Source organism: Candidatus Hydrogenedentota bacterium (genome assembly GCA_013359265.1).
Classification (GTDB): domain Bacteria; phylum Hydrogenedentota; class Hydrogenedentia; order Hydrogenedentales; family SLHB01; genus JABWCD01.
Map to the genome: position 1 here is coordinate 102,381 of JABWCD010000033.1, position 12,460 is coordinate 114,840.

Annotated in this window: 6 protein-coding genes and 1 pseudogene; 4 read left to right on the plus strand and 3 right to left on the minus strand. The window is 60.8% G+C overall.

The window, feature by feature from the left end; translation table 11 throughout:
- Positions 1-27: 27 nt before the first annotated feature.
- Together HUU46_22910 and HUU46_22915 are read right to left on the minus strand one after the other, a co-directional pair.
- Positions 28-498, minus strand: a complete 471-nt coding sequence (locus HUU46_22910; GenBank protein ID NUM56493.1) for a PilZ domain-containing protein — start codon at positions 496-498, stop codon at positions 28-30.
- A gap of 226 nt (positions 499-724) precedes the next feature.
- On the minus strand, positions 725-2,302 hold the full coding sequence (locus HUU46_22915; GenBank protein ID NUM56494.1) for a sulfatase-like hydrolase/transferase: 1,578 nt from the start codon (positions 2,300-2,302) through the stop codon (positions 725-727).
- Between the two features lie 317 nt (positions 2,303-2,619).
- On the opposite strand from HUU46_22915, the gene HUU46_22920 reads away from it, so the two are divergent.
- Both HUU46_22920 and HUU46_22925 read left to right on the plus strand, forming a co-directional pair.
- Entirely contained in the window at positions 2,620-4,539 is a 1,920-nt protein-coding gene (locus HUU46_22920) for a hypothetical protein (protein NUM56495.1), read from the plus strand.
- Positions 4,540-4,763: 224 nt separating this feature from the next.
- Entirely contained in the window at positions 4,764-6,299 is a 1,536-nt protein-coding gene (locus tag HUU46_22925) for a YifB family Mg chelatase-like AAA ATPase (GenBank protein NUM56496.1), read from the plus strand.
- A gap of 102 nt (positions 6,300-6,401) precedes the next feature.
- On the opposite strand, the gene HUU46_22930 is transcribed toward HUU46_22925, so the two are convergent.
- Positions 6,402-7,250 (minus strand): SDR family oxidoreductase, encoded by an 849-nt coding sequence (locus HUU46_22930; protein NUM56497.1) that lies wholly within the window; start codon positions 7,248-7,250, stop codon positions 6,402-6,404.
- Positions 7,251-7,430: 180 nt separating this feature from the next.
- Between HUU46_22930 and HUU46_22935 the strand changes: the two genes are divergently transcribed.
- The gene (locus HUU46_22935) at positions 7,431-8,789 is read left to right on the plus strand and encodes an NCS2 family permease (GenBank protein ID NUM56498.1); all 1,359 of its coding nucleotides are present in this window, start codon (positions 7,431-7,433) and stop codon (positions 8,787-8,789) included.
- Between the two features lie 334 nt (positions 8,790-9,123).
- Positions 9,124-11,907 (plus strand): annotated as a pseudogene (locus HUU46_22940) (beta-propeller fold lactonase family protein).
- The last annotated feature ends 553 nt before the right edge of the window (positions 11,908-12,460 follow it).

A 12,460-nucleotide genomic window follows, 5' to 3' on the forward strand; every position in this document is an offset into this window, starting at 1 on the left:
GACTAAAAACTCCTTCGCCCTGTCATTCTACGCGTTTCCCGCCGCAAAACGTGCGCCGGCGACGCGGGTTCCTCTGCCCAAAGGCCGCACGCGCCATGCCGCGTTCGCGACCTGTCTGTCCTTCAACTCTTGTACGACTCCCGATGCGTGCAGCGCGTGGTTCACCAGCGCCGACGCCGCGGTCACGGCGTCCGGCTCGTCGTAAATGACCCGTACTCCCGCGGCAAACCGGTGACCGCGTTCCGGCACGCACCATACGATCTGGCCCTTCATCTCGATCGGCTGCCCGTTCACCCGGACGCCCTCCGCCTCCAGCATCACGCGCGTCCCAGGGCGCAGATAACGGCCCATGCACAACCGCAACCCGCCGCGACTCACGTCGGCCACCCGGGCCATGCCCTCGTCGTCCGACGCATAGCGGTACACCACGCGGCCGTCGAACGCGACCCGCGCGAACCGCCGCGCCTCGTCGAATCCATTCCGCTGTTCCTGCACCATCTACCGAGTCCTCTTCCGTTCCAATTCCCGAAGTACAAGTCTCAAAATAGCAACCGATGTGCCACAAGGACCCAGCGTATCTAAGACATTATGGCGCAGTACTTTATGTTTTGTGATGGAGATTTGAATCGGCGAGGCCCATCGCGGCGCAAACCAAGATATGGTCTATTTACCCACTAATATGCGCCGCGCGCACGAGCCGCGCAGCGGCCCGGATCGCGCTTCCTCAAAGTCCGGGGAGGTAAGCCTTCGCCTCGCGCGTGTAGTACTCGACTGCCGCCGATCGATGGCCCAGATTCGGGGACGGGACATTGGGTTGATCAATCTGTGCAGCGCCCATATCCATATACGGAGCGGACATCGGCGCCGGCCCCTGCCATGCCTTCACCTTCTCCGACAGGTCGCTCACGATCGCCGCATTAGCGGACTCAGAATGCACGTCCGTCAATTCCATAGGGTCACGTTCGAGATCGTAGAGCAATTGCTGCTGCGGCTTCGCGGAGAGCAGCAGCTTGTGCGTGCGCGTCCGCGCCATGACCTGCTCGCCCCGCCCGCTTTCGGCGAATACGATGTCGCGTCCCTTCGTCTCCGCCGCAAGGTCCAATCCCGTCATCCTCTCTCCCGGCGCGCACCCCGCCTGCCGCACCAGCGTCGGCGCGAGATCGACCAGACTCACCAACCCCGCGAACGTCTCGCCCGCGCGCCTCCCGTTTGGATACTTGACGATTAACGGCACACGCGCAAGCGAGTCGTACATGTAATTGCCTTTCAGGATCATGTGGTGATGGCCCATGTACTCGCCGTGATCGCTGACGTACACGATTACCGCATCCTCATATAGTCCCTTCTTCTTCAGTACCTCCACCATAGCGCCGACCTGCCGATCGATCTGTTCGATCGTCGCGTAGTAATACGCCATGATCCGGCGCAGCCGCGCTTCGCTGAGATCTTTGTACGGCAAGTACCCCGTCTGCAGTGCAAGATCGTGCGCAAAGCATTCCTGCGTCCACCCCGGCAGCAGCGTCAGCGCCGCCGGATCGTAACCCGCCGCATCTTCCGCGATCGCATCGAACGGGTGGTGCGGCTTGACGAAGCTGGTAACGAGCAAGTTTCCGCCACTCCCCCACTCGCCGAGAATCTCCAGAGACTTCCGCCCGATCCATTCGGTCGAATGCATTTCCGGCGGCAGATTCGTCGGCAACGCGCCAAAATGTTCCCAATACTCCTTTCGCGCGTGCGCGCGGAACTCCCGCCGCTGATCCTCGAGATCGTTGATGTCGATAAGCCCGCGCTGCATCAGTTCGCGGTGATAGTCGTCGTCCCACCGCCCGTCGCCGTCCTGTTCCGCAAGATACATCCGATCGAAACCCACGTCGAGATAGGTCGGCGTGAAGTGCATTTTGCCCACGGCAACCGTGCGATACCCCGCGTCGCGGAGAATCCGCGGATACGTGTCGATGCCCGCGCGCAACGTGCACCGGTTGCTGCTACCGCCGTGGTCGTGAACGTACATCCCCGAGAACATGCTGTACCGCGACGGCGTGCACACGGGATAGCAGCAAAACGCGTTCTCGTACCGCACCCCATCCGCCGCGAGCGCGTCGATGTTCGGCGTCCGCACCTCCCGGTTCCCGTACGCACCGATACAATCCGCACGATGCTGATCGACGATAACGACGAGGACGTTTGGCTTGCCGGACCTGGCGCCCTTCTCCGGTTCCCGCGACACGCTCGGCGTCGCGCAACCACTCAGTCCCGTCGCCGCGGCCACCCCGGCTACCGCAAGAAAATTTCGGCGTTGCATGGAACTGGCTCCTGTAGTGTCTCCAGGAATTGATGCGTCACAATAACAGATTCTACGCCGACGATTCTTGGGGTATGATACGCGCCATGAATACACCAAACTCCGTGCGTTTACGCTACTTACTCGTGACAATTTTGTTGGGAGTCGGTGCATCGATTCTTGCGCATCCCTGCGGGCCATACTTCCCCAGAGCGTACTTTGCGTTCGGTAACGAACTTCAAGTGCTGCGCATGCCCGAAGCATCGTTTGTGACGGAGGTGTGGCATCGCCTCGGAGCTTCTACGAAGAATCAAAAGCCATGGGCAGATGCCGGAATAATGTGGGAAACATCGCTTGATGCAGATGCCGCGAGCCTTAGCGCCGCGCTTGCCGAATCCGGCATGCCAGAGGCCGACGTTAGACAAACGATCGTGAACTACCGCGCCGTGCGCGTGGCAATGGCGCCCACGCCCGAACAACTGGTGACAAACCAGCCCGCGGTTCCCGTAAATGCCCAGTCGCTCGACGAGGTAACCGCAAAGATTCCCCGCGAGTTTGCGCTCTACGCTCAAGGTGCTGCTCTCTATCACACGCATGATTGGGATGGCGCAGTATCGAAATGGAAATCCTTACTTGCGCTGCCGGAAAGCGAACGAAGGCATCGTTCTGTCTGGGCTGCTTACATGATTGCCCGCGCGACAACCGACACAAATGAAGCCGCAGCGCACTATGACATGACTCGGGATCTGGCAAAGGCTGGGTTCGACGATCCGCTTAATCTCGCGGGCGAAAGTATTGGATGGCAGGCGAAAATGGATTTGAACAACGGCAATATCGTTGCGGCCATACATGGCTACGCACAACCGTTCTTGAATCCAGACTCTCCGGCAATGCCCGATTACATCTCGCTTGGCGTTGCGTGCGCGATTGCACTTGAGACGACCGCCGTATTGCCCGAAGCGGTTCAAGATGATGTTTGCCGTATCGCGATATCTACGTACGTCGTCTCCCACCCGGACTCGCGGAACCTCGCAAAGAAATGGCTCGAAGCCGTATCTCGCGCGGGACTTAAAGGCGAGATGGCGCACGCCGACTTACTGGCCTTTACGGCATATCAACTGGGCGATTTTGAAACGGCAAGCAGGTGGATCGAAACCATTGTGTCGCCCACGCCGTACAGCAAATGGGTACAATCCAAACTACTGCTGCGGCAGGGGCAAATCGACGATGCGGTGGCGCTGCTGCGAGAGCTTGTAGGATCTGAGTCAGAGTATCTTGATCGAGTTTTGTACGATGAGTCGGGGCTAGACGGTCCCCAAACGGGGCCACGCGACCATGTTTCTGGCGAACTTGGGGTGCTTCTGCTCGGGCAAAAGGAGTATGTGGAGGCACTCGATCTATTTGTGCACAACGGTCACCATCTCGATGCCGCGTATGTCGCGGAACGCGTGCTAACTACCGAAGAGTTGCGTAGCTACGTTGACGCGCGTAAAGACGACAATGCCGTAAATGGACCCGTAGCCCGCAACTCGCACGCGTTCGGATACTCATGCAGTTTGAAGGATCTATTGGGCCGCCGTCTTGCGCGTGAAGGGCGCTGGGAAGAGGCGTTTCGATACTTGCCACCTGGCCCCAAGGAAGACGCGGAACGATTGAGCGCAGCGATTCGCGATGGCCGCCCCGACGAAGGCCCAGCTACTACGCAGTCAGCGTGGGGGTGGTTCATCGGAGTCCAGCCCAGAACCGTCGTAGATCGCGTGCGCGCGAAGCGCTTGTCGGAAGCGGCTTCGGTAGTAAGGACGTCCGGCATGGAGATTCTCGGGACACAGGTTGAACCGGATTGGTACGCATTTGAAGGAAACTTTGAGCTTCCCGGCGCGGGGCCCCACCGAATTGCCGGTAATCTCAATGAATCGTATGTATCCAGTATTGCGCAAATTTCGCCGCAACTGATCAATGTATTGGTAGCATCCGAAGATGAGAGAGACAGGTATCGACTTAACGCCCCACAACCCAACCACCGCTTCCACTACCGATACACCGCCGCGGAACTCATGTGGCAATCCGCGCTCAACCTCCCGGACAACGACATCGAAACCATGCGCGCGCTCTACACCGGCGGCAAGTATCTGCTCTCCATGGACGACTACCGCGCCGCCAACAAGTTCTACCGATCCCTCGTGTGGCGCAATCTCAACATGCCCTACGCACAACTCGCGGATAGAACGCGGTGGTTTCCTGAGAAGCCGCCCGAGTAGCGGGTTTCGAAAACCTACGATCCATCGTCACACGCGTCATCCGATAGACCCGACAGACCCGGTATACCCGATAGACCCGATAGACCCGACCAACAAGAATTTCACAGCAGCGGCCATTGTGTTCCCTACACCCGATTCCCGCTTCCTCACACGTGCAAACCCCACCACACTTCCATTACCATGCCGCAGGTGTCGTTGTGTAACGGTAAGGGGACTCTTCGTCAATGTTGGCGCGGGTACAGTCGTGCGCGGTTTTGGGTGTCGATGCGTATCCCCTCGCTGTCGAAGTCGACACGCGCCCCGGCGAAAACAAAATGTTCATGGTCGGCCTGCCCGACCTCGCCGTCAAGGAAAGCCGCGAACGCGTCGGATCGGCGATTACCAATTCCGGGTTCCGCTATCCGCGCGGCGTCATCGTGGTAAGCCTCGCCCCCGCCGACATCCGTAAGGAAGGCAGCGCGTTCGACCTTCCCATCGCGATGGGATTGCTCGCCGCGGACCATCAACTCACCGGCGCGCGCCTGCGCGAATACGCGCTCGCGGGCGAACTCGCGCTCGACGGCACGCTGCGCCCCGTCGAAGGCGCTCTCTCGATGACCATCTCCGCGCGCGATCAAGGCCTCAAGGGCATCGTCCTCCCGCCGCAGAACGCGGAGGAAGCGGGCGTCGTTCCCGGCGTTGACGTCATCCCCGCGAACAACCTCAGCGAGGCCTGCGGGTTCATCGCCGGCAAGATCGAGATCATGCCTTACCGCACCGATATCGAAGCGGTAATGGAACAGAGCCGCCGCAGCGTTCCCGACCTTACCGACGTGAAAGGCCAGGCGGCGGTGAAGCGCGCGTTGACCATCGCCGCTGCGGGCGGACACAACCTGCTCATGATCGGCCCGCCGGGCACGGGCAAGACGATGCTCGCATCGCGCCTGCCGGGCATCCTTCCGACCATGACTTTCGAGGAAGCGCTCGAAACGACGCGCATCTACAGCGTCGCGAACGGCGTAAAAGAAAAAGGCCAACTGATCCTGCAGCGGCCGTTCCGTTCGCCGCACCACACGTCAACGACGATCTCGATCAGCGGCGGCGGCGCCGGCGCCGCGCCGGTACCCGGCGAAGTCAGTCTCGCGCATCACGGCGTGCTGTTTCTCGACGAATTGCCCGAGTTCAACCGCAGCGCGCTCGAAGTATTGCGCCAACCGCTCGAGGAAGGCCTCGTCCACATCCGCCGCGCACAATACGCCGTCACGTTTCCCAGCCGCTTCATGCTCGTCGTCGCGATGAACCCCTGTCCCTGCGGTTGCCGCAGCGATCCCCGCAAGCAATGCCGCTGTTCGCAAGGCGAAATTCAACGCTACATGGCGCGTCTGTCCGGCCCGCTGCTTGACCGCATCGATCTCCACGCGGAAGTCCCCGCGCTCAGCTACGAAGAACTGAGCGACACCCGCCCAACCGGCCCCACGACAGCCGAAGTGCGCGATACGGTGCAAGCCGCGCGCGACCGCCAACGCGCGCGATACGGAAAGGCCTACACCTGCAACGCGCATCTCGATCCCAAAGCCGTACGCGAGTACTGCGTCCCCTCCGAAGGCGGAGGCAAGCTGCTCGAACGCGCGATAAACCAACTCGGTTTCAGCGCCCGCGCCTACGATAAAGTACTTCGCGTCGCGCGCACTCTCGCCGATCTCGAAGGCCTCGAACGGATTTCCGACAACAACATCACCGAAGCAATTCAGTACCGGACCCTGGACAGACAGGTCCTTTGATATCCCCCGCCGTCGCTCGTGCTCATGTTCGTAATCGAATACTCGAATTGCCTTTACACCATCTACGCTTCGTTCACACTGTGCATTCGTCGCTTATGAATCTTATAGCAAAGCGCTGTATCCATCTCTGAACGAGGCAAAAACGGGCTTCCAGCCTGAGTTAATCAGGCGCGCGTTCCTGCACCGCTTATTTCCGCGCAGCGATCGTGCCGACGACGTGCTCGTGTCAACCGGTGGTTTCGCCGCACCGAGTTGTTCCGCCACCCACGCCAGCAGCTCCCGTCGGTCCACCGGTTCGTTGTCTACTCCCAGGTACAGCGGCGCGGGATTCTTGATCATGAGCACGTGCCGCAGAATCCCCGCACAGTCGTCGCGATGGATCAGATTGATGAAACTCGGCCCCGCCGGAATCGTCGCCGTCCCGGCGCGCACGGAATCAATAAGACGCGTTCGCCCGGGACCATAAATCCCGCCGAGCCGCACCACCGTCGCGGGAAACGGCCCCGCGTGAACAAGCCGCTCACCTTCCAGCAGCGTCGCGCCGGAGAAGTGGGTCTGCTCTGCGGGCGAATCTTCGTCCACCCATTCGCCGTTGTCCTGCGCGTATACGCCGGTGCTCGAAACGAATACGAACCGCTTAAGCTGAGCGGAGGTCGCCTTGAGCGCGCTCAGTAAATTACGCGGGCCGTCCACGTACGCCGCGCGGTAGCGCGCCTCGTCGTACCCACCGGCAGACACGGCGTACACGGCCGCATCGAGGCCGGACGGCAACATCGACAGGGTTTCCGGTTTCAAAACGTCCGCCTGTACCGACTCCGCGCCTTTCGGCAGGAGCACGCCGCCGCGCCGAAGCGCCCAGACATGGTGGCCGTCTCTAACAAGCAATCCGGCGAGGGCCGTGCCGACGTAGCCGCAACCTGCGATGAGAATGCGCAATTCCACTCCTTTCATCGTACATCTTCGCCGTTTCGCGATTCGTAATCGTAATCGAGAATTGGTTCTCGGGTATACAAGCAAATATGCAAGTCACCGCCGAAAGTTCGATTACGAATACGAAGGACGACTACGATTACGAGAAGGTACCGCCGCGTTTGTGTAAAATTCATGCGTGGCGGAGGGGGGGTCATGCGCCTGCTCGAATCATACTTTCAAATCCAAAGTAGCGGCTCCACAGTCCGACGCGAAATCCTCGGCGGCCTGACCACTTTCGCGACGATGAGCTACATCGTCTTCGTGCAGCCCACCGTCCTTAGCGCTGTGGGAATGCCCTTTGGTTCCGTGCTCATCGCGACGTGCCTCTCTTCCGCCGTTGCGTGCGTTCTCATGGGCCTGCTGGCGCGCTACCCCATCGCACTCGCCCCCGGCATGGGCGAAAACTTCTTCTTCGCGTTCACCGTGTGCTCGACGTTCGCCGGCGGCATGGGCTTCTCCTGGCAGGCCGGCCTCATGATCGTGCTCATCTCGGGATTCCTGTTCGTTCTACTCTCTGCGTTCGGAGTGCGCGAACAAGTCCTGCGCGTACTGCCCGAGTGCCTGAAGAACACCATCGGCCCCGCAATCGGTTTCTTTATCACGTTTGTCGGCATGCAATGGGGCGGCATCGTCCAGCCGAATCCGGCAACAATGGTCAGCCTCGGCAATCTCACCTCCGGTCCCGCGCTGCTCACCATCGGTGGCGTGTTCTTGATCGCCGCCCTTATGGCCCGCGGCATTCGCGGCGGAATTCTCATCGGCATCGTCGTGACGTGCATGATCGGCGTAGCCACCAACGTGATGCCAAGCAACACCTCCGGCGCACACTATTCATTCGACACCTTTTTCAATCTCGATGCGTCCGAACTGGTCGCGCGGTGGGATGCCGCGCTCATCGCCATTCTGCTGTTATTCTTCATGGACCTGTTCGACACCGTGGGCACACTCGTCGGCGTCGGCAAACAAGCTGGCTTCGTTAAAGACGACGGCTCGATGCCGCGAGCAGGCCATGCATTCCTATCCGACGCCATCGCCACGTGCGTGGGCGCTTTGTTCGGCACGTCCACCGTCACGAGCTACATCGAAAGCGCAACCGGCGTGGCCGCCGGCGCGCGCACCGGCCTTGCCGCCATCGTAACCGGACTCTGTTTCATTGCCGCAATCGCGTTCGCGCCAATTATCCATATCGTCGGCACCGACATCGGCCCCGCGTTTTACGGCGTCGAGGCCACCGCGCCCCACGTCGCAATGTACCCCGGCGTGGCGCCCGCGCTGATTGTGGTCGGCCTGCTCATGATGTCCCCCCTGCGCCATGTGAAGTGGGACGACATCACCGAAGCGCTCCCCGCATTTCTCACCGTCGCGCTCATGGTTTTCGGCTTCGCGATCCACGAAGGCGTCTCCGCCGGCTGCGTCTCCTACGCCATCGTGAAATCCATCGCCGGCCGTTACAGGGAAGTTCATCCGATCATGTACGCAATCGCCCTCGCCCTCATCGCGCGCTACGCGTTCGCCTGATTGCAGCGTTGCACACCGCTCATTCGTGCCCGCGCCATCTCGAAAATCGGTGCGTCGCTCTATCGCATTCGTGCTGGTTATCGTCCTCGTAACCGAACTCTGTGCTCGTACCTCTCTTTAATTGGTTGATCACGCTCTTGGTCGCTTAGGTCCTTTCGGTCCCTTTGGTCCCTTAGGTCCTTTTCCATTACTCCCATTCCTCCACCCGCACTCTGCGAACAATGCGCATACCGCGAAAGTAGCTTTCGTATTGCCAATTCAACAATCTTGCGCTACTGTAGTGCCCCTTGGGTGAGGGGTGACAAATCAGTCCGGGTGCCGGTGTGGGAGTCGTATCGTGCGAAGCATTCTCTGCGTGTTCGTTCTTGCGTGTCTGCTGCTCTGCTTCAATTCATCCGCGGCCTTCGTCAATTTCGAAACGCCGCACGTCCATCCCATTGACCTCAGCCCGGACGGCACAACGATTGCCGTCTCAAACACCGCGGCGGGCCTGCTCGACATTTACGATGTAACGAGCGGCACGCCGGTCCAACGCGGATCGGTGCAGGTCGGCATCGATCCCGTGAGCGTGCGCTTCCGCACCAACACGGAAGCTTGGGTGGTGAATCACATTTCCGACAGCGTCTCGATCGTCCACATCACCACACAGCGCGTCATCGGGACAATCCCCACGCTCGACGAACCCTGCGACGTGGTCTTCGCCGGCTCGCCGCAAATGGCCTTCGTCTCCTGTTCGCAGGCAAACACCATTCAACGTTTCGACCCGGCGAACGTCGCCGCGGCGCCAACGAACATTTCCATCCTTGCCGAAGAGCCGCGCACGCTGGCAGTCAGTCCCGACGGCCTCACGGTATACGCAGCGATCTTTGAATCGGGTAACGGCTCGACCATCATTGCCGGCGGCAATGACGGGACCCTCGGCGGCTTTCCAACCAACGCCGCGATGGATGATGTGACCAATCCGTATGGCGGCGTGAACCCGCCACCAAACGATCCTCTGGACACGAACGGCGATCTGAACCTATTCATCCCGCCGAAGGCAGCGAACGGCGCGGCGCCGCGCGTCGGCCTCATCGTCAAGAAGGACGCCGCAGGCGTTTGGCGCGACGACAACGGCAGCGACTGGTCGCCGTGGATCAACGGCGCGAAATCGAACCTCTCCGGCCGCTATGTCGGCTGGGACGTCATCGACCACGACATCGCCGTCATCACGAATCTCAACGCGCCAAGTCCGACCGTCAACTACGCGGACCGCCTGATGAACATCTGCATGTCGCTCGCAATCAATCCCGCAACCGGCGACATCACCGTCGTCGGCACGGACGGCACAAACGAAGTCCGGTTCGAACCGGTCGTCAGCGGCACCTTCTTGCGCGTGAACATCGGCATCGTCGACGACGCGAATCTCTCGAACACCAACGTCGTCGATCTCAATGCCGCTCACCTCGCGCTCGCCCAACCGGGCGGTGTCGATCCATACGAAACGCCCACCGTACCCCAAACCGACCGCGACAAGTCCATCGGCGACCCACGAGGCATCGTGTGGAACGCCGCCGGCGACCGCGGCTACATCACCGGAATGGGGTCGAACAACCTCGTCGTCGTCGATCAAACCGGCAACCGCGTCACCCTCGGCGCGACTACCGAACTGCGCGAAGGCCCCACAGGGGCCGTCCTCAGCGCCGACGAATCGCGTCTCTTCGTCGTGAACCGCTTCGACGGCTCCATCTCCGTCGTCGACACGACATCGCTCAACGAGATCGCAAACGTTCCGTACTTCGATCCGACCCCCACTGCGATCAAAACAGGTCGCAAACACCTCTACGACACACACAAAAACTCCGGCCTCGGCCACATCGCTTGTGGTTCCTGCCACGTCGACGGCCGCATGGACCGCCTCGCCTGGGACCTCGGCGATCCCTCCGGCAGCGTCAAGGCGTTATCCGGCGCCGGCAGCCCCCCGCAGCACAACCTCGGCGGCGGCATACCCGGACTCGGCGGCGGCTTCCAAGACTTTCATCCCATGAAGGGTCCGATGACGACCCAAACCCTGCAGGACATCATCGGCAAGGAACCGTTCCACTGGCGCGGCGACCGCGACGGCCTCGAAGAATTCAATCCCGCGTTCATGGGCCTGCAGGGCGACGATACCATGCTCACCGCGCAAGAAATGCAGGAGTTCGAGGACTTCCTCGCAACGACGCATTTCCCGCCGAACCCATTCCGCAACCTCGACAACACCTTGCCCACCAACCTCCCGCTGCCCGGCCAATTCGCAAACGGCCGCTTCGTCCTCGGCAACGGCGCACCCCTGCCCGCCGGCGACGCCGTGCGCGGCCTTCAGCTCTACCGCAGCCAAACCGCGCCCATGGACGGCGGCTTCAGTTGCGTCATCTGTCACACGCTCCCCGTCGGTGACGGCACGGATTCGCGTTGGAACGGCTCGGCGTTCGTTCCCATCGCGACCGGGCCGAATGGCGAACATCACGTCACGCTTGTCTCCGTCGACGGCTCGACTAATCACGCGATCAAAATCCCGCAACTCCGCAACCAATACGACAAGGCCGGCTTCGAACTCACGCCCGGCAACCCAAGTCTGAGCGGGTTCGGCGTACTTCACGACGGCAGCATCGACAGCATCGCGCGCTTCGTCAGCGAGCCGGTTTTCAATGTCAACTCGGACCAGGACGTCGCCGATCTCACCGCGCTCGTCCTTTCATTCTCCGGCGGGTTCGACGACGCCCCTCCAAACCCCGGCCCCAATCCCGAAGCGCCCGGCAACCCCAACAATAACGCGCACGCCGCAGTCGGCAAACAGGTGACGATCGGCAATCCCCTGGACGACCTCACCACGATCAATCTGTTTGTTACGCTCGCGAACGCCGGCGATATCGACCTCATCGTGAAGGGCATACAGGCAGGATTTCCGCGTGGATGGGAATACACCGGCGGCGGCATGTTCACGCCAGACTCCGCGGCAGACGCGCCCATATCGCTTGCGGCGCTCGCCGCATTGGCCGCTGCCAACTCAGAACTTACGTTCGAAGCCGTGCCCGCGGGCTCGGGCTACACCCTCGGCATCGACCGCAACGACGATTTCACACTCGACTTCGACGAATTCGTCCTACTCGACAACGACGGCGACGGTATCGCGAACGGCATTGAAACCGGCGCCGACACCGACGGCGATGGCATACCAAACTGGCTCGATCTCGATAGCGACAACGACACATTGACCGACGCGGACGAAAACGCGATCTACAACACCAACCCGCGCGATCCAGACACCGACGGCGACGGCCTGCCCGACGCGTGGGAGGTGCTCCACTCGCTCGATCCGAACGATGACGGCTCGATCAACCCCGACAACGGCGCCTCCGGCGACCCCGACGGCGACACCTACACGAATCTGGACGAACTCAACGGCGGCAGCGACCCACAAGACAACGCAAGTGTGCCCGCTACGATTCCTGCTACCGGCGCGTGGGCGCTCGCGTCGGCAGCTTTGTTTTTGATTTTCCTGGGAGTGAATCGCATTGGAGATAGGCAGACAATAAGCACATTATGTAAAAGTTAGCCCAACTTCCGCAGTTATTTTTGTAAGTGGTTGTCATTATTGATCGGGTTGTCGAAAGTCTTCACTACATTTTGTGAGTTTCGAGTCGTTGGGG

Coding starts and splice junctions, on each gene's coding strand:
- HUU46_22910 (NUM56493.1), bottom strand. CDS start 498: ATGGTGCAGGAACAGCGGAATGGATTCGACGAGGCGCGGCGGTTCGCG.
- HUU46_22915 (NUM56494.1), bottom strand. CDS start 2,302: ATGCAACGCCGAAATTTTCTTGCGGTAGCCGGGGTGGCCGCGGCGACG.
- HUU46_22920 (NUM56495.1), top strand. CDS start 2,620: ATGTGGGAAACATCGCTTGATGCAGATGCCGCGAGCCTTAGCGCCGCG.
- HUU46_22925 (NUM56496.1), top strand. CDS start 4,764: ATGTTGGCGCGGGTACAGTCGTGCGCGGTTTTGGGTGTCGATGCGTAT.
- HUU46_22930 (NUM56497.1), bottom strand. CDS start 7,250: ATGAAAGGAGTGGAATTGCGCATTCTCATCGCAGGTTGCGGCTACGTC.